This is a genomic window from Streptomyces sp. F001 (assembly GCF_004187715.1).
GTDB classification, from domain to species: domain Bacteria; phylum Actinomycetota; class Actinomycetes; order Streptomycetales; family Streptomycetaceae; genus Streptomyces; species Streptomyces flavusporus.
Genome location: NZ_QZWF01000026.1, coordinates 36,200 through 59,208 on the forward strand (window position 1 = coordinate 36,200; position 23,009 = coordinate 59,208).

General features: G+C 72.5%; 20 protein-coding genes and 1 pseudogene. 8 read left to right on the forward strand and 13 right to left on the reverse strand.

Going from position 1 to position 23,009, the window contains the following annotated elements; genetic code table 11:
• Positions 1-24: 24 nt before the first annotated feature.
• Positions 25-903, forward strand: a complete 879-nt coding sequence (locus StrepF001_RS39160) for an MBL fold metallo-hydrolase (protein ID WP_129802913.1) — start codon at positions 25-27, stop codon at positions 901-903.
• Here the strand turns inward: StrepF001_RS39160 and StrepF001_RS39165 are convergent.
• The 9 genes from StrepF001_RS39165 to StrepF001_RS39205 are packed head-to-tail and all read right to left on the reverse strand — an operon-like array spanning position 842 to position 11,386.
• Positions 842-1,648 carry an alpha/beta fold hydrolase gene (locus tag StrepF001_RS39165; RefSeq protein WP_129802914.1) on the reverse strand — a complete coding sequence of 269 codons (807 nt, stop codon included), beginning with the start codon at positions 1,646-1,648 and terminating at the stop codon, positions 842-844. The genes StrepF001_RS39160 and StrepF001_RS39165 overlap by 62 nt on opposite strands.
• On the reverse strand, positions 1,645-2,754 hold the full coding sequence (locus StrepF001_RS39170; RefSeq protein ID WP_129802915.1) for an alpha/beta fold hydrolase: 1,110 nt from the start codon (positions 2,752-2,754) through the stop codon (positions 1,645-1,647). The genes StrepF001_RS39165 and StrepF001_RS39170 overlap by 4 nt, the downstream gene beginning before the upstream one ends.
• Positions 2,751-2,957, reverse strand: coding sequence for a hypothetical protein (locus StrepF001_RS39175; protein ID WP_129802916.1), 207 nt, complete (start codon positions 2,955-2,957; stop codon positions 2,751-2,753). The genes StrepF001_RS39170 and StrepF001_RS39175 overlap by 4 nt, the downstream gene beginning before the upstream one ends.
• Entirely contained in the window at positions 2,954-3,193 is a 240-nt protein-coding gene (locus StrepF001_RS39180) for a phosphopantetheine-binding protein (RefSeq protein ID WP_129802917.1), read from the reverse strand. Before StrepF001_RS39180 ends, StrepF001_RS39175 begins: the two co-directional genes overlap by 4 nt.
• Entirely contained in the window at positions 3,190-5,145 is a 1,956-nt protein-coding gene (locus tag StrepF001_RS39185; protein WP_276322874.1) for an HAD-IIIC family phosphatase, read from the reverse strand. Before StrepF001_RS39185 ends, StrepF001_RS39180 begins: the two co-directional genes overlap by 4 nt.
• Positions 5,142-6,167: a 3-oxoacyl-ACP synthase III family protein gene (locus StrepF001_RS39190; protein ID WP_129802918.1), complete on the reverse strand. Its 1,026-nt coding sequence runs from the start codon at positions 6,165-6,167 to the stop codon at positions 5,142-5,144. The genes StrepF001_RS39185 and StrepF001_RS39190 overlap by 4 nt, the downstream gene beginning before the upstream one ends.
• Positions 6,164-9,238 (reverse strand): type I polyketide synthase, encoded by a 3,075-nt coding sequence (locus StrepF001_RS39195; protein WP_129802919.1) that lies wholly within the window; start codon positions 9,236-9,238, stop codon positions 6,164-6,166. Before StrepF001_RS39195 ends, StrepF001_RS39190 begins: the two co-directional genes overlap by 4 nt.
• Positions 9,235-9,543: an acyl carrier protein gene (locus StrepF001_RS39200; RefSeq protein WP_129802920.1), complete on the reverse strand. Its 309-nt coding sequence runs from the start codon at positions 9,541-9,543 to the stop codon at positions 9,235-9,237. The genes StrepF001_RS39195 and StrepF001_RS39200 overlap by 4 nt, the downstream gene beginning before the upstream one ends.
• A gap of 28 nt (positions 9,544-9,571) precedes the next feature.
• Positions 9,572-11,386, reverse strand: coding sequence for a fatty acyl-AMP ligase (locus tag StrepF001_RS39205; RefSeq protein WP_165396510.1), 1,815 nt, complete (start codon positions 11,384-11,386; stop codon positions 9,572-9,574).
• Between the two features lie 235 nt (positions 11,387-11,621).
• Here StrepF001_RS39205 and StrepF001_RS39210 point away from each other — a divergent pair, with 235 nt between their 5' ends.
• The 5 genes from StrepF001_RS39210 (at position 11,622) to StrepF001_RS39230 (ending at position 17,024) form a co-directional block, all read left to right on the forward strand.
• Positions 11,622-12,347, forward strand: coding sequence for a 4'-phosphopantetheinyl transferase superfamily protein (locus StrepF001_RS39210; RefSeq protein WP_165396511.1), 726 nt, complete (start codon positions 11,622-11,624; stop codon positions 12,345-12,347).
• A 119-nt stretch (positions 12,348-12,466) separates the two neighbouring features.
• Positions 12,467-13,144 carry a TetR/AcrR family transcriptional regulator gene (locus StrepF001_RS39215; RefSeq protein WP_129802923.1) on the forward strand — a complete coding sequence of 226 codons (678 nt, stop codon included), beginning with the start codon at positions 12,467-12,469 and terminating at the stop codon, positions 13,142-13,144.
• Positions 13,145-13,156: 12 nt separating this feature from the next.
• Positions 13,157-14,371, forward strand: a complete 1,215-nt coding sequence (locus StrepF001_RS39220; protein WP_129802924.1) for an alpha/beta fold hydrolase — start codon at positions 13,157-13,159, stop codon at positions 14,369-14,371.
• A 274-nt stretch (positions 14,372-14,645) separates the two neighbouring features.
• Positions 14,646-15,461, forward strand: coding sequence for an AfsR/SARP family transcriptional regulator (locus StrepF001_RS39225; protein WP_129802925.1), 816 nt, complete (start codon positions 14,646-14,648; stop codon positions 15,459-15,461).
• 192 nt (positions 15,462-15,653) lie between these two features.
• Entirely contained in the window at positions 15,654-17,024 is a 1,371-nt protein-coding gene (locus StrepF001_RS39230; RefSeq protein ID WP_129802934.1) for a glutamate decarboxylase, read from the forward strand.
• 1 nt (position 17,025) lies between these two features.
• Here the strand turns inward: StrepF001_RS39230 and StrepF001_RS39235 are convergent, their stop codons facing one another.
• The 3 genes from StrepF001_RS39235 to StrepF001_RS39245 all read right to left on the reverse strand — a co-directional run bounded on the left by StrepF001_RS39235 (position 17,026) and on the right by StrepF001_RS39245 (position 20,069).
• Positions 17,026-18,030: a Gfo/Idh/MocA family oxidoreductase gene (locus StrepF001_RS39235; protein ID WP_129802926.1), complete on the reverse strand. Its 1,005-nt coding sequence runs from the start codon at positions 18,028-18,030 to the stop codon at positions 17,026-17,028.
• 107 nt (positions 18,031-18,137) lie between these two features.
• Positions 18,138-18,914 carry an SDR family oxidoreductase gene (locus StrepF001_RS39240; protein ID WP_129802927.1) on the reverse strand — a complete coding sequence of 259 codons (777 nt, stop codon included), beginning with the start codon at positions 18,912-18,914 and terminating at the stop codon, positions 18,138-18,140.
• 15 nt (positions 18,915-18,929) lie between these two features.
• Complete coding sequence (locus tag StrepF001_RS39245; RefSeq protein ID WP_129802928.1) at positions 18,930-20,069, reverse strand: phytanoyl-CoA dioxygenase family protein; 1,140 nt, start codon at positions 20,067-20,069, stop codon at positions 18,930-18,932.
• A gap of 108 nt (positions 20,070-20,177) precedes the next feature.
• Between StrepF001_RS39245 and StrepF001_RS39250 the strand changes: the two genes are divergently transcribed.
• The gene (locus StrepF001_RS39250; RefSeq protein ID WP_129802929.1) at positions 20,178-21,212 is read left to right on the forward strand and encodes a LacI family DNA-binding transcriptional regulator; all 1,035 of its coding nucleotides are present in this window, start codon (positions 20,178-20,180) and stop codon (positions 21,210-21,212) included.
• A gap of 76 nt (positions 21,213-21,288) precedes the next feature.
• Complete coding sequence (locus tag StrepF001_RS39255; RefSeq protein ID WP_206307083.1) at positions 21,289-21,891, forward strand: TMEM175 family protein; 603 nt, start codon at positions 21,289-21,291, stop codon at positions 21,889-21,891.
• A 4-nt stretch (positions 21,892-21,895) separates the two neighbouring features.
• On the opposite strand, the pseudogene StrepF001_RS39260 reads toward StrepF001_RS39255, so the two are convergent.
• Positions 21,896-22,975: pseudogene (locus tag StrepF001_RS39260) on the reverse strand (Gfo/Idh/MocA family oxidoreductase); the annotation flags it as partial.
• Positions 22,976-23,009 lie beyond the last annotated feature (34 nt).

Genomic DNA, 23,009 nt, shown 5'->3' on the forward strand with positions numbered 1-23,009 from the left:
AGCCCCCGCCTCCAAGGGAGTTCCATGCCGACGATCGACATCCTCCTGCCCGGCTTCGCCATCGACACCGACCAGGGCTATCCCGCCTTCTGCGGGGTGTTCCTGGTCCGCGGCCCGGACGCCGCCGGACGGCCCCGCACCCTCCTCGTCGACGCCGCCCACGTCGGCCGCCGTCCCTTCCTGTGGGACGCGCTCGCCGTCCACGGCCTGACCGCCGACGACATCGACACCGTCGTCCTCACCCACGCCCACTGGGACCACGTGCAGAACATCGACCTGTTCCCGCACGCCACCCTCGTCCTCCACCCCGACGAGCGCCGCTACGCCCACACGCCGCACGCCAACGACTGGGCCACGCCCGCCTGGACCGGGCTGCTGCTGGAGCAACTGCCCGTCCGCGAGGCGGCGGACGGCGAGGAGCTCATCCCCGGCGTGTCCGTGATCGCCCTGCCCGGGCACTCACCGGGCAGCATCGGCGTCGTCGTGGAGACCGAGGCGGGCCGCGCCACCATCACCGGCGACGCCCTGCACTTCGCGTACGTCGCCCGCACCCGGCGCAACCCGCTGGTCTTCTGGGACGCCGACGCCGCCGCCCGCAGCATCGACCGGGTGCTGGCCGTGTCCGACCTGGTCTACCCGGGCCACGACCGGCCGTTCCGGCTCACCGCGAACGGCGGCATCGACTACCTGGAGTCCTTCGCGCTCACCCTCACCGGGCTGCGCCCCGACACGGAAGGCCTCGCCTTCGCCGACGGCTCCGCCCGCCCGCTGTGGGTCATGCCGGGCGTGGAGGAGCAGCGCGCGCTGTACGCGAAGAACGCCGACGACATCGAGCGGCGGATCAGCCGGGTTCCGCGCGTGGTGGGCCCTGCGCGGCAAGGAGCCGGTCCAGGGAGCGGTTGAGCCGGTCGAAGAACGGCACGGGCGCCTCGCGGGGGAAGAAGTGGCCGCCGGGGACGGTGGTGAGGCTAAAGCCGCGCGCGTACCGCGCCCAGGCCCGTACCGCCTCCGCGTCGACCAGCGGGTCGTCGGTGCCGGCGAAGGCCTCCACGTCCAGCGGCAGCCGGGCCCGTTCGTCGTCCGGGTCCGGCAGCCGCGCCCGCCGATGGCTGGCGCAGATCCGCAGATCGTCCCGTACGACCGGCAGCAGCGCCCGCAGCCAGTCCGCCCGGTCCAGGAACTGCGGGGCGAGCCCGCCGAAGTCCACCAGCAGGCGGGCCAGTTCACCGTCGTCGTACCGGTCGGGAGCCGGCAGCGTGGGCGTGCGGTGCGGCGCCGCGTACGCCCCGAGGAAGAGCGCCTCGGGACCACGGGCGCCGGCCCGCAGCCGGGCCGCCGCCAGCGCGAAGGCCAGCAGCGCGCCCATGCTGTGCCCGTACGCCGCCCAGGGCCCCTTGTCGAGCAGGGACCCGAGGTCGCGGTCGAGGGCTTCGACCACCTCGCCGGCGTCCTGGAAGCGGGGCTCGCGCAGGCGGGCCTCGCGGCCGGGCAACTGCACCGGCAGAACGTCCACTTCGGGCGGCACGCGGGCGGGCCAGGACGCGAAGAAGGAGGCTCCGCCGCCCGCGTGATGGAAGCAGAACAGCCGCAGCCGGGCATCCGCCCGGGGCTCCCGGCCGAGGCAGGACGCCGGAGCACTGGTGGTCATACGGGGGCTCCCGCCGACGTACGGGCGAGGCGGTGACGTGCCCTGAGGACCCGGGCCCGGGCGGACGCGGCCCGCCGCACGCCACCTGCCGTACCGGCCATCCGCAGCGCCTGCGCCAGCAGCCACAGCCGGGTCTCTGCCGCCCGCTCGGGTGCGCCGCCCAGTACGTCGTTCTCGACCAGCCGCAGCTGCGGCACGCTCCGCTGGAGCAACTCCGCGTCGGAGTACGGCGCGATCTCGTCGTCGCGACTCACCGCGCAGGCGACCGGGATGCGCAGCCGGGCGAGTTCGTCCTCGGCCAGGCTCCAGTCGGCGAGCGCGGCCGGGAGACGGTCCAGGGGGGTGCGGGTGACGTGGGACAGGGTCAGGTTCACCAGCTGCGGCAGCGGGGTGCCCTGCGCGGCGCGCACGAAGAAGTCCCGGACCGGTGCGCCGACGGTGGCCAGGCCCTGGACACGGTCGTCCGTCAGGGCGTGCCGCAGCGCCAGGTGCCCGCCGAAGCTGAGGCCCACGACGCAGGTGCGGGTGGTGTCGGCGGCGCGGCCGAGCAGACCGACGAGGTACCTCAGCATGCGGGTGCTGTCCGTTCCGTAGGGGAGGGCGTTCTCGCCGACGCCGGGCAGCTCCGTCACCACGACGGCGGCGCCCAGCCGGTCGGCCTCGGCCAGGACGGGCGCCCACTGCTCCTTGGTGCCGGTGATGCCGCCGACGACGAGGATCAGCGGCAGCCGTCGATGCTGCGACAGGCCGGCCGCCCAGCAGACGAAACCCGTGTCGTCGAAGGGCAGGTCGAGCCGGGTGATACCGCCGGCGCTTTTGCGCCAGCGGTCGAAGGCCGCCACACAGGCGTCCTGCGCCGCGCGCCGCTCCGGGCCGTCGACGTAGGGGAAGCGGGCCATGGCGTAGTAGCGGACGGCGTCCAGGTTCCGGCCGCGGGCCTCGGCCGCCACCGCGAGCGACGACCAGGCGTGGGTCCAGGCGCCGGGACCCTCGTCCTTGGCGTCGTCGCTCAGCTGGTGCAGCACCCGGTGCAGGACGTCCGGGGGGACGCCCTGGGCGTGCGCGTGCGGGAGGGCGAACCTGCGCAGCTCGGCCAGGGGGATCATCGGACCGCTCCTTTCTCTGCCGGGATGTCCTCCGGCTCCTTGTCCGGCAGGGGTGGGGGATCGCCGGCCGGCGGCCGGCCGCGCCCGCGGCCCGCGAGAAGCCGCGCGAGGCCGGGCGGGCAGTAGATGTCCAGCTGGGTGTCGAGGAACAGGGCGTGGAACCGCAGACAGGGTTCGGGGTCCGGCTCGGGCGTCGCGGTCATCGGCCCGCCACCGCCTCGTACAACTGCCGGAACGTGCGCGCCTGCAGCAGGTCCGCCACCGGGATCCGCCGTCCGGCGAGGCTCTCCACGACGGTCACCAGCCGCAGCAGCAGGACCGAGTCCCAGTCGGGGAAGTCGTCCAGCGGCCGGTCGAGGTCGTCGGCGTCGACGTGCAGGCCGAGTTCCTCCTCGAGGAGGATGCGGAACTCCGTGGGGTCGGCGAGTGCCGTGGTCATCGCTTGTCTCCGTGTCCGTCGGTTGCCGCGTCGAAGGGTCCGAACGCCGCGTCCAGCCGCAGATGGGCGGGGGCCGGGGCGACGGTCGCGAGGTCGTGCCGGAAGTGGACGGCGTCCGGGTCGTCCCCGTCGCCGCCCAGGACGGCGAAGCCGTGGTCGGCGTAGAAGGAGGCGAAGGCGGAGTTGCGCGGCGAGGGCAGGTAACGGCCCGTCACGGCGCGCGCCCCGGTGGACCGGGCGAAGTCCAGCACCGCCGCCACGCAGGCGCTCTCGATGCCCCGGGAGAACACCCGGCAGCTCAGCACGAAGTTGTCGATGCGCAGCAACTCGCCCTCGCGCCGCAGGAACAGCGCACCGATCAGCCCGTGGTCGCCGAACCGGTCACGGGCCCGGACCGCGATCACATGCCGGCCGGGGTGCGCCGTCCAGTCGGCGACCTGCGGCACCTGGAGGCGCTCGGTGGCCAGGTGGAACTGGTTGGTGCGCAGGGTGAGCTGGGAGACCCGGGCGAGCTCGGACTCGTCCGGCGGGCGCAGGATCACCTCGATACCGAGCCCTTCGAGGTAGTCCTGGTAGGAGCCGACGTCCTCGCGGAACTCCTGCCGCAGCGCCTCGGTGCGGTAGCGGCCCGCCCGCTCCAGATCGGCCTCGGTCAGCTCGAACAGGTCGAACCAGCCGTCCGCCAGCAGCGCCGACGGATGCAGGGCCGGCTCCTCGTCGACCGGGACCACGGCCACGTCGGGCAGCCGCTCCGCGACCAGCCCGCACTCGAAGAGACTGTCGTCGACGAAGACGAAGCTGTCCAGGCCGAGACCGAGCCGGTCGGCGATGTCCCGCACATTGTCGTGCTTGGCCTTCCAGTTGGCGTTGACGCGCACGAAGTCGTCCTCGCGCAGCACCATGGCCGGGTGCCCCTTGAGCACCTCGCGCACCAGATCGTCGTCGTTCTTGCTGCTGACGGCGAGCAGCACGCCCTGCGAGCCGAGCTGGCGCACCGTGCGCTGGAAGTCCTGGAACGCCTCGCCGCGCAGCCCCGCGCCGAGCTCGATGCCCTGCGGCCCGGCTTCGCCGAGCACCCCGCCCCACAGCGTCCCGTCCAGGTCGAGCACCAGCACCTTGCGGGTGCGGCCGAGGCGGGCCCGTACCACGTGGGCGGCCTCCCGGGCGTAGGCGGCCAGCAGCGGGTCGGACAGCCGGGCCCGGGCGTACTGCGCGGTGCGCGGCTCGCAGGCGGGCACTCCCTCGCCGACCGGCGGATCGAGGTCGACGGTGACCACGGAGGGATGCTGGTCGGCGAGCGACAGCAGCCCCCGGTTGAACTCCCGCCACACCGCGCCGAGCCGGGCCCGGGAACGCAGGTCGACCAGTTGGTGGGTGAACCGGCGCAGCAGCGGCACCGTGTTGAGGACGAGCAGCCCGCGCCCCGCCTCCTGATGGGCGCGCACGGCACCCGCGAGCAGCGACAGCTTCGCCCGCGCCGCAGCCTCGACGTCCTCCGCCCGCCACGGCACGGTGACGTCGTCGAAGACGGTGTACGCGTCGAGCAGGCAGAGCGTGAGCTGCGGCAGCGCCTCGTCCGAGGGGCGCATCAGGTCCTGTACGTACGCCCCGTAGGGCGCGACCTTCGGCTCCAACAGCAGCCCGTGCCGGGCCAGTTCGGCGGTGAGCGGCGCGACCACCGGGGCCACCGTCGAATGCCCTGTGACGGCGACGGACACCACCGGCACGTCGGGTGCGTGCCGCCGTACCTCCGTCGGGTCGAGCCGGGACAGCAGCTGCCCGGCGGCCGGGAGGTCGGCCTGCGGCATGCGGGACAGCAGGTCCGGGACGGCCCGGTACTCGGCGGCGAGCTTGCCCGACCGGTGCAGGATGCGCAGGGTGCGCAGCGCCCCGGGGTCGTGCCAGGCGCCGGGACCGACGGTGCTCTCCATGGGTGTCCCGGTCTGCGTCATGACCGCTCCAGGGCGATACCCGACTTGATCCACTTGCTGGACTCGACCGCGACCGCGACGGCCCGCCCGGGCCCCTCCCACTGCCGCAGCAACTCGGCGAGCTGGAGGAACGGCAGGGCGTTGCCGTTGTTGCCGACGTGGCGCACCACGTTGATCCGGCGGGCGTCCGGGGCGGGCATCTCGGCGGAGATGCGATCGCTCATCCGGCCGGACAGCTGCGGGGGCAGCAGGAAGTCCACATCGTCGGCGGCCCAGCCCAGGTCCTCCAGGAGCTCCCAGAACATCTGCTGGGCCAGCGCGGGCACCGTCTCCTCGATCGCCTTGTAGTCCTCGGAGACGGCGGTGCGGTCGCTGTGCCGGTCGCCGAGCCCGAACCAGTCGATGACCTGGCCGGGCTCCCGGCCCAGGCCCACCAGCCGGTTGAGCACCTGGCGGATCTCGATGCCGTCACCACCGACGGGCTCGGCGCTGAGCACGGCCGCGCCGGCCCCGTCGCCGAACAGCACGTAGTTCACGAGCTCGGCGGAGGTGCGGCTGCCCGGGTCGAAGTCGGTCTCCAGGTGCTTGGCGCACACGTCGCCGCCGATCACCAGCACGGTGCGGCAGCGCCCGGCGAGCAGCAGGGTGCGGGCCACGTCCAGGGCCTGCACGGCTCCCGCGCAGCCGGACTGGAGCTGGTAGGTGGGGACGTTGTCGATGCCGAGCCGGTCCGCCACCAGGTTCACGGTGGCCGGCATCAGCTGGTCGGGGGTGGCGGTGCCCATCACGACGCAGTCGATGTCGTAGGGCTCGAGTGCGGCCTCGGCCAGCGCCCGGTCGGCGGCGGTCGCCGCGATGTCGGCGAGGGTGTGCCGGACCTGCCCGGTCGCCAGGTCGACGGCGAAGTGCCGGCCGGTGTTGCCGATGAACAGGTCGGCCCAGCTCTCGTCGACGCCGACGAGCTTGGCCAGGGTCGTGTTGTCCACCGGGTCGCCGGGCAGGCAGGTGCCGACCGAGGCCAGGTAGACGGTGGGGGCGGTCATCGGGGGGTTCCTTCCGGGGCTGCGGGTACGGGGGCGTCGGTGAGGTGCAGGGACCGCAGGTAGCGGACGAGGTCGCCCACGGTGCGCAGACTGGCGAGCAGGTCCTCGACCGGCAGCTCGCCGAGTCGCGGCAGCGCGTTCTCGATGCGTGCCTTCAGCTCCATGACGCGGATCGAGTCGAAGCCCAGGTCCTCGTGCAGCCGGGAGTGGTCGTGCACATGACCCGGGTCGTGCCCGCCGACCCGGCACACCAGACGGCGCGTCAGTTCGGCGAGGGAGTCCGGCAGGTCCTCCGCCGGGGCCGGCGGGCACGGTGCACCGCGGGCCGCGCCACTCGGCACCGCGGTGGTGTCCGCGCCAGAGGGGACGTGCGGCGCGGACAGTTCGGGAAGGCCGGGTGCGGTGCCGGCGCGCCAGGCCCGGAACGAGTCGTCGAACACATACGGCGGCAGCCGGCGCGGCACCCGGTCCGCCTCGTCGTACAGCACGTCCCACTGAGGGGCGAGCCCGGCGCACCACAGCTCGCCCAGCAGCTGCTGCGGCCGGTGGCCCGGCGCGTGCTCTCCGGGGTGCGCGGTGTGCAGGCTCGCCGGATGCCCGCCGTCCGTCGTCAGCCGGGCCAGCAGCGGGGTGAGTACGGAGCGCGGTCCGATCTCCACCACGTGGGTGACCCCGCCGGCCAGCAGGGCACCGGCGGCCTGAGCGAACCGCACCGGCGCGGTGATCTGCCGGGCCCAGTAGTCGGCGTCCATGGTCTCCTCGCCGGTCAGCTCACGGCCGTACACCGTCGAGAACACCGGGAGCAGCGGGCGCCGGGCGGGCACGTCCCGGCACTCCGCGCGGAACTCCTCCACCACCGGCTGCATCAGCGGCGAGTGGAAGGCGTGGGAGACGGTGAGCCGCCGCGCGGCCACCTTCCGCTCGGTCAACTCACGCTCGACCTCGGCCAGTTCGTCGAGGTCCCCGGCGATCACCGTGGCGTGCGGGCCGTTGACGGCGGCCAGACCGAGGCGCTGCCGCCCCACCAGCAGCGCCTCGGCCTCCGCGGCGTCCAGGCCCACCGCGAGCATCCCGCCGTCCTCGGGCAGCGCCTCCATCAGCGCCCCGCGCCGGGCCACCAGCCGCGCAGCGTCCGGTACGTCCAGCGCCCCGGCCACGCAGGCGGCGGCGAACTCGCCGATGCTGTGCCCGATGACGTACGACGGCCTGATCCCGGTCTCGGCGAGGGTCGCCGCCATCGCGTACCCCACCGCGAACAGCGCCGGCTGGGCGAAGCGCGCCCGGTGCAGTTCGGGATCGCCGTCGAGCACCAGGTCGCGCACCGACCGTCCGGTGTGCGGGGCGAGCTCCTTGTCGATGTCGTCGAGGTGGCGTGCGTACGCGGGGCACGACCGGTACCAGGACGCGGTCATACGAGGGTGCTGGGCGCCCTGACCGGTGAAGGCGAACGCCACCGACCCCACCGACCGCCGCCCCGGGTCCACCCGCGGCGCCTCCTCGGCGCGCTCCGCAGCCGCGCGTAACTCCGCCACCAACGTGGGCAGATCGCCGGCCGCCACGGCCGCCCGGTGCGGCAGCCGGGACTTGACGCGGTTGCTGGTCCAGCACAGCTGCGCCAGCTGGTTCTCCGGACGGCGGGCCAGGGCGTCGGCCTGCGCCAGCAGATTGGCGCGCAGCCGCTCGGGGGTCCGGGCGGAGACGGTGAACACCCCCGGCGCGCCGGGCCGGCCGCGGTGGACCGCGCGGGGCGCGGACGCCAGCACCGCGTGCGCGTTGCTCCCGCCCATGCCGAAGCTGCTGACCGCGGCGTGCACGGTGCCCGACGGCAGCCGCAGCGGCGACTTCAGCAGGGTCAGCCTGCGGCCGGGCAGGTCCAGCTTCGGGTTCTCCTCGTGGGCGAACCGGCTCGGCGGCACCGTGCGGTGGTGCAGGGCGAGGACGGCCTTGATCAGCCCGGCGATCCCGGCCGCGCCCTCCGCGTGCCCGAAGTTGCTCTTGACCGAGCCCAGCGCGACACTGCCGCCGCTGCGTCCGCCGGTCAGCTCGCCGAGGGCCTGCGCCTCGATGAAGTCGCCGAGCAGGGTGCCGGTGCCGTGCGCCTCGACGAACCGGATGTCGTCGGCGGTCACGCCGGCCCGCTGCCACACCGACTCGATCAGCCGTTGCTGCGCCCAGCGGTTGGGCGCGGTGATGCCGTTGCTGCGCCCGTCCTGGTTGGTGCCGGTCTCCTTCAGCACCGCGTACACCGGCTGACGGTCCGCCAGCGCGTCGCTCAGCCGGCGCAGCACCAGCACGGCCACGCCCTCGGCCCGTCCGATGCCGTCGGCCAGGGCGCTGAACGGCTTGCAGCGGCCGTCGGGCGCCGAGAGGCCGGCCTGGGCGTAGAAGATGTTGATGACCGGCGTCATGATCAGGTTGGTGCCGGCCGCCAGCGCGTAGTCCGACTCGCCCGAGCGCAGCGCGCTCATCGCGAGGTGCACGGCGACGAGGGACGAGGAGCAGGCCGTGTCCACGGCGAGGCTCGGGCCCTTGAGGTCGAGGTGGTACGAGACGCGGTTGGCGCCCATGAAGTAGCCGTTGCCGGAGCCGTAGCGGGCGGTGATCCGGTCGTAGTCGGCGAGTTGCAGATACGCCCACTCGTTCGCCATCACCCCGACGAACACACCGGTGTCGGTCCCGGCCAGGTCCTGCGGCGCGACGGCGGCGTCCTCCAGGGCCCGCCAGGAGCTCTGCAGCAGCAGCCGCTGCTGCGGGTCCATGGCCTGTGCCTCCCGCGGGGCGATCCCGAAGAAGCCGGGGTCGAAGGCGTCGGGGTCCTGGATGAAGCCGCCGCGCACGGTGTTGGTCCGGCCGGGCACCCGCTTCTCCGACGTGCTGCCGGGGGAGGACGGCACGGCGGCGTGATAGCGGTCGGCGTCCCAGCGCTGCTCGGGGACCCGGCCGGTGCCGTCCCGGCCGTCCATGAGCAGCGACCAGTATTCCTGGGCGTCGCGGGCACCGGGGAAACGGCAGTCGAGGCCGACGACGGCGATGGGCTCGCGTACGGAGGTCACTGCGGTCGTTTCCGTCATCGCGTGTCCTTGGCGGCCAGCTGCTCGGCCAGGTGGTCGCCGATCGCGTGCACCGTCGGGAAGTCGTACGCGATCGTCGGGGAGACGGCGATCCGGAACCGCTCCTCGATCTCGCCGCAGATGCTGATCGCCGCGACCGAGTCGATGCCGTAGTCGGCGAGCGGGGTGTCCGGGTCGATCTCGTCGGGGGACCTGTGCAGATGGAAGGCGACGCGTTCGGCCAGCCACACTTCCAGGCCGGGCGCGTGGTCCGGGTGCAGGGGGTGTTCCACAGGGGCGGTACGGGTGTCGTGGGCAATGCTCATGGCGTACGTCTCTCTCCGGATCGCGGGGTCAGGGACGAGGGGACGCGGCCGCCGGCTCGGGCGTCACGTCGGTCGCGGGAAGCAGGTCGGCGACCGGGCGCTGCAGGCGCTGGTGCAGCACCGGCAGCGCACCGTCGAGGAAGAGCTGCCGCATGAGCGTGCGCTGTGTCTTGCCGCTGGTGGTCTTGCGGATCACCCCCTGTTGCACCAGCACCACGCTCACGCCGGCCAGCTGGAACCGCCGGCTGAGCAACGCCTGGACGGCCGCGGCCAGTTGGGGCAGGTCGTCCTCGGCGGCGGCACGGGCACGCAGCTCCTGCACCACGACCACGTGCGAACGGCCGTCGGCCCGGCCGGTCACGGTGAACACGGCGCCGCCGCCGCGCCGGAACGCCTCACCCGAGTCCTGGATCGCCTGCTCGATGTCCTGCGGGTAGAGGTTGCGGCCGTGCTGGATGAGCATCTCCTTGATGCGGCCGGTGACGTAGAGCTCCCCGTCGAGCAGGGCGCCGAGGTCGCCGGTGCGGAAGTACCCGCTGCGGCCGTCCGCCGTCTCGGCCCGGAAGGTCTGCGCGGTCAGTTCGGGCCGGTTCCAGTAGCCGGCGGCCACCGACGGGCCGCGCAGCCAGATCTCGCCGACCCGCCCGTCGGGCAGCACCTCCAGGCTCACCGGGTCCACGATCAGCGCCTCGGTGTCCGTCGGCCGGCCGCAGCCCACGAGGATGCGGCCCGCCCGGTCGCTGCGCGCGGGCCGCAGCTCGTCCCGCTCCAACGCATGGGCGTCGACGGTGAGTTCCAGGTGCGGCGCCTCGGTGTCGCCGCTGGAGACCAGCAGGGTGTTCTCGGCCAGCCCGTAGGAGGGCAGCACGACCTCGGGGCGCAGCCCGTGCCCGGCGAAGCGCTGCACGAACGCGCGCAGGGTCCCGGCACGCACCGGCTCGGCCCCGTTCAGCGCCACCCGCAGGGTGGAGAGGTCGAGGCCGGCGGACTGCTCCTCGGTGACCCGGCGGACGCACAGGTCGTAGCCGAAGTCGGGGGAGGCGGTGCCCTCCACCCGGTAGTCATGGATCATGCGCAGCCAGCGGTGGGGCTGTTTGATGAAGGAGACCGGCGACATCTGCACGCTGGTCCCGCCGACCCACAGCGGCTGCAGCGTCATGCCGATCAGCCCCATGTCGTGGTAGAGCGGTAGCCAGCTGCCGGTCACCACGCCGTCCGGGGTGCGCATGGCCGTGCGGATGGCCTCCTCGTTGGCGGCGAGATTGGCGTGCGTGACCATGACGCCCTTGGGCTCGCTGGTGGAGCCGGAGCTGTACTGCAGGAAGGCCACGTCGGTGTCGCGCACCGCGGGCGGGACCCACAGGCCGGCGTCCACGCCCGCGTCGTCCTGCGCGCCGGTCGACAGGCACACCACGTCCGGGATTCCGGTGGCGGTCAGCCAGGCGCCGATGGCCTGCCGGTACTCGGGGAGCGTCAGCACGGCCCCCACCTCGGCGTCCCGCAGGATGCTGCTGACCCGGGCCAGCCGTTCGCCGGGCTCGTCGGGCAGCGGCGCCGGGATCGCCGTACGCCCGGCGTAGAAGCAGCCGATGAACGCCGTGACGAAGTCCAGGGTCGGCGGGTAGAGCAGCAGGACCGGACGCGTCGGATCGCCCTTGGCGGCCTCGCGCAGCCGGGTGGCCACCACGCGGGCCCGCCGGTCCAGTTCGGCGTAGCCGATCTCCTCCGGCCGCATGTCCGGGCCGTCCTCGTGCAGGTACACGAACGCGGTGCGTTCGGGGTGACGGTGCACGCCGTCGCGTACGGCGTCCGTCAGCGTTCGGTGCTGAAGCTGGTGCGGCACTGGCTGTCCTTTCGCGGTCGGTGACCGGTGCGGGATGAGACCTCCGGGCGGCACCGGGTGCCATCCGTGCGGCCAGGCTTTAGGCGCCGTGAAAAGGCGACGTAAAGCGAAAATTGGTGCGCACGTCATGGCTGCGGGGTTGGGCGGACGGCAGGCCCACCGGCCGGTACAACGGTGTGTGTACGGAAGGGCACGATCCGTGCCGGCATGCGGTGCCTGCGGAGAGGAGTTCGTCATGGCGCCCATCGGACTGACACCGGGGAACGATGCGTCGGGTGCGGTGCAGGAGACTGCGCTGAGGGACGGGTTCGTGGTCTGCCACGGCCGGTTGGGCGACTGGGCGCGGGCGGCCGCAGGGCCGTCCGCGCCCGGCCTGCTCGGCGCCGACTGGCCCCGCTATCTGGCGACGCGGGAACCCGCCGCACGGGCGCGGCTGTTGGGTTCCCGGCTGTTGCTGCGCCGCGCGGTGGCCGCCGTGTCCGGCGTGGCACCGGACCGGGTCCGGCTGGGGCGCGACGGGTGGGGCCGGCCGGTGGTGCACGAGCCCGCGGGGCTGGACGCGGGCATCAGCCACACGGCCGGGGTGCTGGTGGTCGGAGTGGCCCTGGGCCGCCGGATCGGCGTGGACGTGGAGGCCCGGCAGCGCCCGCTGCTGGCGCCCGGGCTCGCCGAGCGGTTCTGCCACGCGGAGGAGCTTGCGGAGCTGCGCGAACTGCCCTCCGGTGAGCGCAACGCCCGGCTCGTGCGCCTGTGGACGCTGAAGGAGGCGTACGCGAAGGCGCTCGGCGTGGGCCTCGCGTACGACTTCAGGCTGCTGCGTCCGCGGCCCGAACCCCACGGCGAGGGCTGGGTTCTGGGCCGGATCTCGGCCGAGTGGCGGCTGCGCTGCGACGGTGTCGAGCGGTTCCTCGTCGCCAGTGCGCTGGGGCCGCAGAGGCAAGCGCAGCAAACGAGTCAATGATGAGCGCAGCAATTGAGTCAATGCTGTATCGATACACCATTGACTCGATTGACCGTCAGGTCTAGCGTCGAACTCACAGCTGGGAAAGGGCAGTCGGCTCACCATCCCACGGAGGTCCGATGCGCAAGCCGCCCCACGTCCGACAGCCGGCGGCCGCACCGGTGCGCACTCCCCGCGGCGGTCGTCAGCGTGACCCCGCCGCCGACCGGGCGATCCTGGACAGCACACTGAGCCTGCTCGGCGAGGGATGCAGCTTCGGCGACCTGTCCATGGACCTGGTCGCCCAGCGGGCCGGCGTCGCCCGCGCGACCATCTACCGCCGCTGGCGCAACAAGGAAGAGCTGGTGCTGGCCGCGCTGGGCACCCTCGACCTGCCCGTGCCGCAGCTGGACGGACTGACCCTGCGGGACAAGCTGGTGACGCTCGTCGACCAGCTGCGCCACCGCGGCCAGGACACCCAGCTGCACCGGCTGATCGGCAGCCTCCTCGGTGAGGCGGTACGCCGCCCGCACCTGGTCGAACGGTTCGAGGACACCGTCGTCGCGGCGCGGCGCGAGGCCCTGGTCGAGGCCCTGCGGGAGGGCATCGACAGCGGCGAACTGCGCGCCGGCCTCGACCTGGACGACGCCGTCGAGATCCTCACCGGACCGATGGCCGCCCGCCTGATCCTGCGGCAACGCCCCGTGGAATCCGCGGCGTTCGCCGAGTCGATCGTCGACACGTTCCTGAACGGAACCCGCGCGAACCGTGCCGGGCCGGGACCCGGCACGGCACCGGAGCACCTGCCGCCACCGTAAGGAGCCGCTGCCATGAAGTTCCTCTTCGACGACCCAGCCTTCGACTACCAGGCCCTGCGCACCGCTGGTTACGCCGACTACGGCGGTGCGCAGCTCGGCGAGGTCGTCTCGGTCGCCGCCCGGATCCCCGACGGCGACACCGAGGCGTGGCGCAGGGAGTGGGCCCAGCTCGCCGAACGCGTGCACCGCCTGGGCACCACGGCCCTCGACGAGGGCCGCTGCGTCGATGCCCGTGCCGCACTGCTGCGGGCGCACAACTACTACCGCACCGCCGAGTTCTTCCAGCGCGACGACCCACAGGACACGGAGGCCCTGCGGTTGATGCGGCTGTCCCGGGCGACCTTCGCCGACGCCGCCGAACTCATGGAGCGGCCACCGCAGTTCGTCCGCATCCCCTACGAGGACACCTCGCTGCCCGGCTACCTCTACCGAGGGGAGGAAACCGGCGAGCCCCGGCCCATGGTCGTCCATCACGGCGGCATCGACTCCACGCTCGAGGAGGGCTGGTTCTTCGTCGCCGCGGCCGCCCTTGCCCGCGGCTACGACTGCCTGTGCTTCGAAGGCCCGGGGCAGGGTTCCGTGCTGCGCGAGCAGGGGCTGGTCTTCCGGCCGGACTGGGAGCAGGTGGTCACCCCGGTCGTGGACTACGCGCAGGACCTGCCCGGTGTGGACCCCGACCGCGTGGTGCTGGTCGGCACCAGCCTCGGGGGGCTGCTCGCCGTGCGGGCCGCAGCGTTCGAGCACCGGCTGGCCGGATGCGTCGCCCATGATGCCGTCTGGCAGCTGGGCGACGTCGTGGCGTTGCCTCCGTTCGTCCTGGAGTGGGTCGAGCAGGGCTGCGACGACTTCGCCGACCCGGTGATGTGGGGCATCGCCGCCCAGCAGACCTTCACCCGCTGGCTGCTGCGGCAGGCGCTGTGGACCTTCGGCGCGGACACCCCGTCCCAACTGCTGCGTACGCTGCCCGCGTTCGGCCTGTCCGAGGTGATCGGACAGGTGCGGTGCCCGGTGCTCGTCCTGGACGCGGAGGAGGACATGTTCTTCGCCGGTCTCGAGCACGCGAAGAAGGTGTACACGGGCCTGAACTCGCCCAAGACGCTGTACGTCTTCACCGCGGACGAGGGCGGCGGGGCGCACTGCCACTCCGGCGCCATGCGCCTCTACCACGAACAGCTGTTCACCTGGCTGGGCCAGACCCTCGGGGAGGGCCGGCCGGTAGCGGCGTGACCGGTACGCGAAGCCACCAGCCCGGCCCGCTCCCCGCGGGCCGGGCTGTTTGATTGAACGGTGACTCATTTGTTTACGGCCAGGGAGTGTCAGAACCGGGCCAGTTCTGCTCGGATTAATAAGTGTGTAACGGGTAGGGCCTGGTATCGGTGGGCGAGCTGGCATAGGCTTCCCGAGAAAGAAGATACTTTCGAGTAACAGGCGTCCCAGGACCTCGGGACGGACGGGGGAGCCGGTTTTAGTTGAATGCGTTCCGCGCATTCGGGGGGTTGCCGTGTCCCTGTTCTCTGCACAAGCCGACCATCCACTGCGCTACGAGCTGCTCGGGCGGCTGCGGGTCACCCGCGGCGGCGTCGATCTGACGCCCGATGCGCCCAAACTCACCAAACTACTCACCCTGCTCCTGGTCAGGGCAGGTGAGGCGGTGCCCGGAGAGAAACTCGTGGCGGAACTGTGGGAGCAGGGTCCGCCGCGCTGTGCCTTCGCGAGCCTGCGCGTGTACGTCTCGCAGTTGCGGAAAATCCTTTGCGGCCCTCGGGGCACGTCCCCGATCGTCACGACGTCGTCCGGATACATTCTCGACCTGAGTGAGGCCATGACCGATTTCCAGGAATTCGAGCAGCTCTACACCCGTGGCCGGGAACGGTACTCGGCGGCCGATTTCCGACCGGCCGGCGAACTTCTCCGCCGGGCCCTGTCCCTGTGGCGCGGTCCGGTCCTGGAGGGAGTGCCGAGCTCCCTGGCGATCGAATCCTTCAGGGCCGTCCAGGAAGAGAAACGGCTGAACTGCACCGAACTCGCCGTCGACGCCGCTCTCGCGGTCGGCCGCCATCACGAAGTGATCGAGGAACTCAAGGGCCTCCTCGTCCAGCATCCCCTGCGGGAGCCGTTCTACCGCCAGCTGATGGCCGCGCTGTACCGGGCGGGCCGGCAGGGCGACGCCCTCGGCGTCTACCACCACGCCCGCAGGGTGCTCAGAGAGGAACTGGGCGTCGAACCGGGACCACCGCTGCGGCTCGCCCTGGAGGCCATCCTCCGGGCCGACCCGTCACGGCTGGAGGCCACCGGGGTGATACCCGCGGCGCGCTGAGGGAGTGCCTGAGACCCACGATCGTGGCCCGAGCCCGTCATCCGGGTGCGCTCAGAAGGCGCGGCCGGGTCCAATGTGCGAGATTGCGGACTGAGGGAGGCCGGGGGCGAGTCGCTGTCCCTCACATGTGCTGCTCGGGTACCCCGCCCCGGCCTCCCTCGCGACGTCCATACGATCCGGGGGTTGACCTCCATGGCCCTGCACGAGACCAGCCGCCCCCTCGACGACGTGTACGCGCTGCCCATCAGCGAGCGGGCGCTGCCGAAGTACCGCATGCCCGACGCCGTGGCCGACGCCCGCGCGGTACGGGCCCTCATCCACGCCGAACTGGACCTGGACGGCAACGCCGCGCAGAACCTCGCGACCTTCTGCACCACCTGGGCGGAGCCGGAGGTGCACGACCTGATGGACGAGTGCCTCGGCAAGAACATGGCCGACAAGGACGAGTACCCGCAGACCGCCGAGATCGAGAGCCGCTGCGTCCATATGCTCGCCGACCTGTGGAACGCCCCGGACGGCACCACCACCCTCGGCTGCTCCACCACCGGCTCCAGCGAGGCCGGCATGCTCGGCGGACTGGCACTGAAATGGCGCTGGCGCGAGCGCCGACGGGCCGAGGGCAGGCCCGCCGACCGGCCCAACCTGGTCGCCGGGCCGGTCCAGGTGTGCTGGGAGAAGTTCGCCCGCTACTTCGACGTCGAACTGCGCCAGATCCCCCTGGAGGCGGGCGCGTTGGGACTGCGCGCCCACCAACTGCGCGAGTACGTCGACGAGAACACCATCGGTGTGGTGGCGATCCTCGGCGTCACCTACACCTGCGTCTACGAGCCGGTCGCCGAGATCGCCGCCGAACTCGACCGCATCCAGGCCGAGACCGGCCTCGACATTCCCGTGCACGTGGACGCCGCCAGTGGCGGCTTCGTCGCCCCCTTCCTCCACCCCGGCCTGGTGTGGGACTTCCGGCTGCCCAGGGTCGCCTCCATCAACGTCTCCGGCCACAAGTACGGCATGGCCCCGCTCGGAGTGGGCTGGGTGGTGTGGCGGTCACCCGACCTGCTCCCCGAGGACCTGATCTTCCGCGTCTCCTACCTCGGCGGCGACATGCCCACCTTCGCCCTGAACTTCTCCCGCCCCGGCGGCGAGGTCGTCGCCCAGTACTACAACCTGCTGCGCCTGGGCCGCGAGGGCTACACCAAGATCCACGGCGCCTGCGCCGCCACCGCCCGGATGCTGGCCGAGCAGGTCGCCGGCATGGGCCCCTTCACCGTCCTCTACGACGGCCAGGAAGCCCTCCCGGCCGTCACCTGGACCCTCACCGACCCCGATCAGGTGCCCTACACGCTGTACGACCTCAGCGACCAGCTGCGCCGTCGAGGCTGGCAGGTCCCCGCCTACCCGCTGGCCGCCGGCCGCGAGGACACCGTCGTCCAGCGCGTCCTGGTCCGGCACGGCACTGGGTACGACAAGATCGCACTGCTGGCGGACGACCTGCGCACCGCCGTCGGCCGTCTGTCGAACGGGCCGACGGCCCACGCGGCGGACCAGCCGTGCTTCCACCACTGAGTCAGACGGTGCGGACCTCCTCGATGCGCACCGGCCGGTGCTCCTTCAGGGAGAGCGTGCACGCCTCCGCGATCCACCCCGCCTCCAGCGCGTCCACGACCGTGCACGGCGAGGGGCGGGTACCCGACACCACCTCGGTGAACGCGGCGAGTTCGGCTCGGTAGGCGGCGGTGAAGCGGTCCATGAAGAAGTCGTGCGGAGTGCCCGCCGGGAAGGTCACGCCCGGCTCGACCGACCGCAGCGGCAGCTTGTTCTCCAGCCCGACGGCGATGGAGTCGTCGAAGCCGTGCAGCTCCATCCGCACGTCGTGCCCCCGGCCGTTGTGACGGCTGTTGGACACCACGGCGATCGTGCCGTCGTCCAGGGTGAGGACCGCGCCGGTGGTGTCGGCGTCCCCCGCCTCCCGGATGTAGTCGGCACCCCGGTTGCCGCCGACGGCGTACACCTCGCTCACCTCACGGCCCGTCACCCAGCGGATGATGTCGAAGTCGTGCACGGAACAGTCGCGGAAGATGCCCCCGGAGGCGGCGACGTACGCGGCCGGCGGTGGCGCCGGGTCCAGCGTCGTCGACCGTACGGTGTGCAGCGTGCCCAGCTCACCGGCCTGCACGGCGGCCCGGGCGGCGACGAACCCGGCGTCGAAGCGCCGGTTGTAGCCGATCTGCACGGGCACGTCACTGCCCTCGACGGCCTTGAGGACCTCGACGCCCTCGGTCATGGTCTTGGCGACGGGCTTCTCGCAGAAGACGGGGACACCGGCCTCGACCCCGGCCAGGATCAGGGCGGGGTGGGCGTCCGTCGCCGCCGCGACGACGATGCCGTCCACACCGGCGGCCAGCAGGGCCTCGGGCGAGTCCGCGACCTCGGCCCCGAACCGCTCCGCCGCGGCCTTGGCGGCGTCCGCGAACGGGTCGGTGACGACGAGCGACTCGACGACGTCGAGTCCGGAGAGGGTCTCGGCATGGAAGGCGCCGATACGGCCGAGGCCGAGGATTCCGATGCGCATGAGCTTCGCTGCTCCTTGTGTGTGGTTGCTGTCCGTGGCAGAGGCTCCGCCCCGGACCCCGATCGCCCTTCGGGCTCGTCCTCAATCGCCGGACGGGCTCAATTTCTTCAGTCCAGGCCGCCCAGTACGTTCTGGTCCCAGTCGATCACCGAACCGGTCACCACGCCGGAACGGTCCGACAGCAGGAAGACCACGAAGCCGGCGATCTCGTCCGGCTGGCCCAGCTTGCCCATCGGCAGCCGGGCGGCGGCCTGCTCGCGCCAGTCGTCCCCGGCGCCGTGGAAGGTCTTCTGCGTCGCGTCCTCACCCTCGGTCGCGGTCCAGCCGATGTTCAGGCCGTTGATCCGGATCCGGTCCCAGCGGTGGGCATGCGCGGCGTTGCGGGTCAGCCCGATGAGGCCGGCCTTGGCGGCGACGTACGGCGCGAGGAACGGCTGTCCGCCGTGTGCCGACGACGTGATGATGTTGACGATCGTGCCGGGTGCCTGGCGCGCCACCATGTCGGCGACGGCGGCCTGCATGGTGAAGAACGGTGCTTTGAGGTTGATGGCGATGTGCGCGTCGAACAGCTCGGGCGTGGTGTCCAGCAGCGTGCCCCGGGAGGTCAGCCCGGCCGAGTTGACCAGGCAGTCGATCCGGCCGTAGGCGGCCACGACCTGTGCGACGGACGCTTTAGCCTGCTCGGGATCGGCCAGGTCGGCTTGTACGAACATGGCCTTGCCGCCGGCCGCGACCAGCTCCTCCACCAACGCCTCACCGGGCTCGGCACGCCGGCCGGAGACGGCCACGACCGCCCCCTCCCGGACCGCGGCCCGCGCGATCGCGGCGCCGACGCCCTGACTGCCGCCGCCCACCAGGACGACCTTGTCGGCGAGAAGTCCCATGGTTTTGAGGTCCTTTCAGCTCGTGCGCCGTTCGGCGACGGCCCGCAGCTCGTCGCGCAGCGCCTCGGGTGTCCACGCCTCGCGCAGCGCCCGCCGTACGACGTCCGCCTGGGAGGGCGGGGCGAGCCCGTCGACCGGCGGGTCGCTGTCGAGGTTGGTGGGGAAGGGGTAGCCCTCGGCGCTCGCCGCGATCACGTTCTCCAGCCACCGCTCGCCCTCGGCCCTGCGCTTGAGCAGCACCGGGAAGACGGCGTTCACGATCGCCGCACGGTCCACGGTTTCCATCGCGCGCCCGAACGCGGAGGACACCTGGAGGAGGTTGGCCATCCGCCGCACGTCCGCGGAGCGGTTGGTGCCGGCGGCGTGGAACAGCGCGGGGTTGAAGAAGACGGCGTCGCCCTTGGCGAGCGGGAGCTGGACGTGACGGTCCTCGAAGTACGCCTGGAACTCGGGGAGTCGCCAGGCGAGATAGCCCGGCGCGTACGTCTGCGAGTACGGCAGGTACATCGTCGGGCCGGTCTCGACCGGCATGTCGCAGTGCGCGACCGCGCCCTGGAGGGTGAGCGCGGGGGAGAGCCGGTGGACGTGCGCCGGGTACGCCGCTGCCGTCTCGTCGGAGAGGAAGCCCAGGTGGTAGTCACGGTGTGCGGTCTGGGCCGCGCCGCCCGGGTTGACCACGTTGACCTGCGAGGTGATCTGGTAGCCGGGGCCGAGCCAGGCCGCCGAGACGAGGGCCAGGACATCGTTGGCGTAGTAGTCGGCGAACGTCTCGGGGTCGAACAGCGCCGCCTTCTCCAGCGCGTTCCACACCCGGTCGTTGGCGCCCGGCCTGGCGAAGTGGTCACCGGCGGTCGCGCCCGAGGCATGCTGCTCGGCGATCAGGGCGTCGAAGACGTCCGTGATCCCGTCGACGATCGCCGGATCCGGGAACGCCCCCCGGAAGACCACGATGCCCGGGCCCTCGGCGAGCGCGCGCACCAGCTCGGCCTGGAGGTCCCGGCGGCTCCCCGGCAGCCGGTCACTCTCGTACACCAGGACGTTCCGCTCCACGGACGCGGCGCAGGGGTAGTCGGCGACATCGGTCTTCCGCTCGACCAGCGCGCGGAAGGCGTCGAGATCGCAGTCCCGCTCGGACAGCCAGGAGGTGAAGGACATCCTCGTCCTTTCGGTGACAGGGGCCACACAGCGCTGTCATTCTTGTCAGTACAAACCCATCGAACAACCAGCAGCGAGCCATCAAAAAACCCTCAAGGAGCCGACCGTATGGGCCACCCCTTCCCGATCCGGGAGATCGCCCGGCAGGCGGGCCTCAGCGAGGCGACCGTCGACCGGGTCCTCAACGGGCGGGGCGGGGTGCGCGAGAGCACCGCCCGTGAGGTCCGGCAGGCCATCGCCGACCTGGACCGGCAGCGCACCCAGGTCCGGCTCGTCGGCCGCACCTTCATGGTGGACATCGTGATGCAGGCGCCGGAGCGGTTCACCACCGCCGTACGCGCCGCCCTGGAGGCCGAACTGCCGTCCCTGCACCCGGCGGTGCTGCGCTCCCGCTTCCACTTCCGGGAGACCGGCCCGGTGGGTGAGCTGGTCGCGACGCTGGACCGCATCGCCCGGCGCGGCTCGCAGGGCGTGATCCTCAAGGCGCCCGACGTCCCCGAGGTCACCGCCGCCGTCGGCCGGCTGGTGGCCGCCGGCATACCGGTCGTCACCCTGGCCACCGATCTGCCCGCCAGTGCACGCCTCGGCTATGTCGGCATCGACAACCGGGCGGCGGGCGCGACAGCCGCGTACCTCATGGGGCAGTGGCTCGGCGACCGGCCCGCCCATGTGCTCACCAGTCTCAGCAGCGGCTTCTTCCGCAACGAGGAGGAGCGCGAGATGGGCTTCCGCGCCGCCATGCGCGCCCGGCACCCCGCCCGCACGCTCGTCGAGATCGCCGAGGGCCAGGGCCTGGACGCCACGCAGTACGACCTGGTGCGTGCCACTCTGGAACGCGACCCGGACATCCGCGCGGTCTACTCGATCGGCGGCGGCAACATCGCCACCCTCCGGGCCTTCGAGGACGTCGGCCGCGAGTGCGCCGTCTTCGTCGCGCACGACCTCGACCACGACAACACCCGGCTGCTGCGCGAGCACCGTCTGTCCGCCGTCCTCCACCACGACCTGCGCCAGGATGTGCGGGAGGCCTGCCACATCGTGATGCGCGCCCAGGGCGCCCTGCCGCCCGCCGGACCGACCCTGCCCTCCGCGATCCAGGTGGTCACGCCCTACAACATGCCACCGCAGGCGACGGCCGTGTGACCCACGGCGGCGTTCGGGCCCGTGACCCGGGCGTGTATCCCCGCTCGGCGGGCCCCGGCTCCCTACCGTCGTGCGCATGTGGAAATCCATCCCGGACGGCGGGCCCGAGCGGTTGGTGGCCCTCGCCGACGGTGTGTTCGCCATCGCCATCACCCTGCTCGTCCTGGATCTCACCGTGCCGCGGGGGCTCGGCTCCGCGCAGTACCACGAGGCTCTGCGCGAGCTCCTCCCCGACCTCGGGGCCTACGCGCTCAGCGTGGCGGTGCTCGGCAGCTTCTGGCGCGACCACCGCCGGATCTTCCGCGCCGTCCGGCAGGTCGACGGACAGGTCATCGCACTGGCCGTGCTCGGCCTGGGCGTCGCGGCACTGCTGCCGTTCCCCACCCGGCTGATCTCCGACTACGGTGACGAACCCGTCTCGGTCGCCATCTACGCGGCGGCGGTCGCCGCACTCGGTGCCACCCACCTCGCGCTGGTCGTTCTCCTGACTCGACGGCCTTGGCTGCACGGCGAGGAGCCTTCGGAGGTGGGCACCGCGCTGGACGGCGCCATGACGGTGGTGATCTTCCTCCTCACCATCCCGCTGGCTCTGCTGATCGGGTCCGCGGCCGTGTGGTGGTGGCTCGTCCTGATCCCGGCCAAGACGGCGATCGGCCGACGGGCCCGCAAGGCGCGCTGACCGCTCACCCGCACGCCTGCGTGTCCACGGCGACCCAGGCGCCGCTCTGCGCGGACCGCGCCATCGCGTCCAGTACGGCCGCGCTGTGCACCGCGTCCGACAGCGTGGCGCCGTGCGGGGTGCCCTCGGCGATCGAGCGCAGGAAGCGGTACGCCTCGATGACCTTCAGGTCGTCGTAGCCCATGGCGTTGGCGGCGCCCGGCTGGAAGGCGGCGAACTCACCGTGTCCGGGCCCGACGTACACGGTGCTGACGGGCTGGTCCTGGTAGGTCGTGCCGCGGCTGACCCGCAGCTCGTTCATGCGGCGGAAGTCCCAGAACACCGCGCCCCTGGTGCCGTGCACCTCGAAGCCGTAGTTGTTCTGCTCGCCGACCGAGACCCGGCAGGCCTCCAGGACACCGCGGGCGCCCGAGACGAAGCGGAGCAGACAGCTGACGTAGTCCTCGTTCTCGACCGGGCCGAGCTCACCGCCCACGGCGCGGGAGTGGCCCGCGGTGGCGCCGGTGGGACGGGCCCGCTCCGGGACGAAGACCGCCGTGTCGGCGGTGAGCGACACGATGTCGCCGAGCAGGAAACGGGCCAGGTCCGCGCCGTGCGAGGCCAGGTCGCCCAGCACTCCGCTGCCGCCGCGCTCCCGCTCGTACCGCCAGGTCAGGGCGCCCTCGGGATGCGCCGCGTAGTCACTGAACAGCCGGATGCGGACATGCGTGACCGTGCCGATCTCGCCGGTGGCGATCAGCTCCCGGGCGGCCTCCACGGCGGGTGCGTTGCGGTAGTTGAAGCCGACCGCGCCCTGGACGCCGGCCTTGGCGACCGCGTCGGCGACCGCGCGGGCGTCCTCGGCGGTCAGGCCGACCGGCTTCTCGATCCAGATGTGCTTGCCGGCCTCGGCCATCGCCACGCCGATCTCACGGTGCAGGAAGTTCGGCGCCGTGATGCTGACCGCTCGCACGCGCGGGTCGGCGGCCACCTCGCGCCAGTCGCGGGTCGCCGAGGCGAACCCGAACTGCTCGGCGGCCTGCTCGGCGCGGCCGGGCACCTCCTCGGCGACCGTCACGAGGTGCGGGCGGAGGGGCAGTTGGGGGTCTGTCTCTTATACACATCTGACGCTGCCGACG

Bases quoted from the DNA above. Each gene is read 5' to 3' on its own strand.
- StrepF001_RS39210 (WP_165396511.1), top strand. From the start codon at position 11,622: ATGGCGCCCATCGGACTGACACCGGGGAACGATGCGTCGGGTGCGGTG.
- StrepF001_RS39160 (WP_129802913.1), top strand. From the start codon at position 25: ATGCCGACGATCGACATCCTCCTGCCCGGCTTCGCCATCGACACCGAC.
- StrepF001_RS39195 (WP_129802919.1), bottom strand. From the start codon at position 9,238: ATGACGGAAACGACCGCAGTGACCTCCGTACGCGAGCCCATCGCCGTC.
- StrepF001_RS39230 (WP_129802934.1), top strand. From the start codon at position 15,654: ATGGCCCTGCACGAGACCAGCCGCCCCCTCGACGACGTGTACGCGCTG.
- StrepF001_RS39165 (WP_129802914.1), bottom strand. From the start codon at position 1,648: ATGACCACCAGTGCTCCGGCGTCCTGCCTCGGCCGGGAGCCCCGGGCG.
- StrepF001_RS39220 (WP_129802924.1), top strand. From the start codon at position 13,157: ATGAAGTTCCTCTTCGACGACCCAGCCTTCGACTACCAGGCCCTGCGC.
- StrepF001_RS39185 (WP_276322874.1), bottom strand. From the start codon at position 5,145: ATGACGCAGACCGGGACACCCATGGAGAGCACCGTCGGTCCCGGCGCC.
- StrepF001_RS39180 (WP_129802917.1), bottom strand. From the start codon at position 3,193: ATGACCACGGCACTCGCCGACCCCACGGAGTTCCGCATCCTCCTCGAG.
- StrepF001_RS39200 (WP_129802920.1), bottom strand. From the start codon at position 9,543: ATGAGCATTGCCCACGACACCCGTACCGCCCCTGTGGAACACCCCCTG.
- StrepF001_RS39255 (WP_206307083.1), top strand. From the start codon at position 21,289: ATGTGGAAATCCATCCCGGACGGCGGGCCCGAGCGGTTGGTGGCCCTC.
- StrepF001_RS39235 (WP_129802926.1), bottom strand. From the start codon at position 18,030: ATGCGCATCGGAATCCTCGGCCTCGGCCGTATCGGCGCCTTCCATGCC.
- StrepF001_RS39240 (WP_129802927.1), bottom strand. From the start codon at position 18,914: ATGGGACTTCTCGCCGACAAGGTCGTCCTGGTGGGCGGCGGCAGTCAG.
- StrepF001_RS39250 (WP_129802929.1), top strand. From the start codon at position 20,178: ATGGGCCACCCCTTCCCGATCCGGGAGATCGCCCGGCAGGCGGGCCTC.
- StrepF001_RS39175 (WP_129802916.1), bottom strand. From the start codon at position 2,957: ATGACCGCGACGCCCGAGCCGGACCCCGAACCCTGTCTGCGGTTCCAC.
- StrepF001_RS39215 (WP_129802923.1), top strand. From the start codon at position 12,467: ATGCGCAAGCCGCCCCACGTCCGACAGCCGGCGGCCGCACCGGTGCGC.
- StrepF001_RS39170 (WP_129802915.1), bottom strand. From the start codon at position 2,754: ATGATCCCCCTGGCCGAGCTGCGCAGGTTCGCCCTCCCGCACGCGCAC.
- StrepF001_RS39190 (WP_129802918.1), bottom strand. From the start codon at position 6,167: ATGACCGCCCCCACCGTCTACCTGGCCTCGGTCGGCACCTGCCTGCCC.
- StrepF001_RS39245 (WP_129802928.1), bottom strand. From the start codon at position 20,069: ATGTCCTTCACCTCCTGGCTGTCCGAGCGGGACTGCGATCTCGACGCC.